Source organism: Thalassotalea sp. G20_0 (assembly GCF_017744175.1).
Taxonomy (GTDB): Bacteria; Pseudomonadota; Gammaproteobacteria; order Pseudomonadales; family Endozoicomonadaceae; genus Endozoicomonas.
On record NZ_JAGHQV010000448.1, the window covers coordinates 1 to 600 of the forward strand.

1 protein-coding gene is annotated in these 600 nt (G+C 47.0%); it reads left to right on the top strand.

The window, feature by feature from the left end:
* Positions 1–600 (top strand): type I-F CRISPR-associated protein Csy2 (locus J7438_RS26980; RefSeq protein ID WP_286196979.1); only part of this gene is annotated, 600 nt, incomplete at both ends.

Genomic DNA, 600 nt, shown 5'->3' on the forward strand with positions numbered 1-600 from the left:
CAAATTGACGCCTGGCTTGACTTTGCAGCATTCAGACAGCGTGCCCGCCCCCAATCAAACCTGATTAGTGCTTATCTCAAAGATAGGGCGAAAGCTGGTAAAGATATCAAGGGGCTTTATGAATGCTGGAATAAGCATTTGGAGTCTCCTTATGAGGGCGAGATCCCTGATTTACTTAAAGGCTTTTTCTCTGACCTTCCAGACAATAAAGAGCATAAACAGTTACTGCAACAGTGGACACAGTATATAGCGCCCGATGCCAAAACACCGGCGGACTGGACTTACCAGGCCAAACCCATAGGAGGTTATCTAGTACCGATAATGACGGGTTACAAAGCAATTTCTCCGGTCTATGAAAACCATGAAATCCTGAACACCCGTGATGCAGAAACCCCGGTCTGTTTTGTCGAGTCAGTCCACTCAGTGGGGGAATGGCAAAGCGTTCACCGTTTCCGTGAAGCTGGGGATATTATTGCCAGCCTTTGGCATTACCAGTTTGAAGATGGCTGGTACTTATGCAGACAAACAACACAAAAAACTATTGCCAGCACAGGGAATCTGGACGACCAGATTCTGGCGATGTACGACAACCCTGAAGAT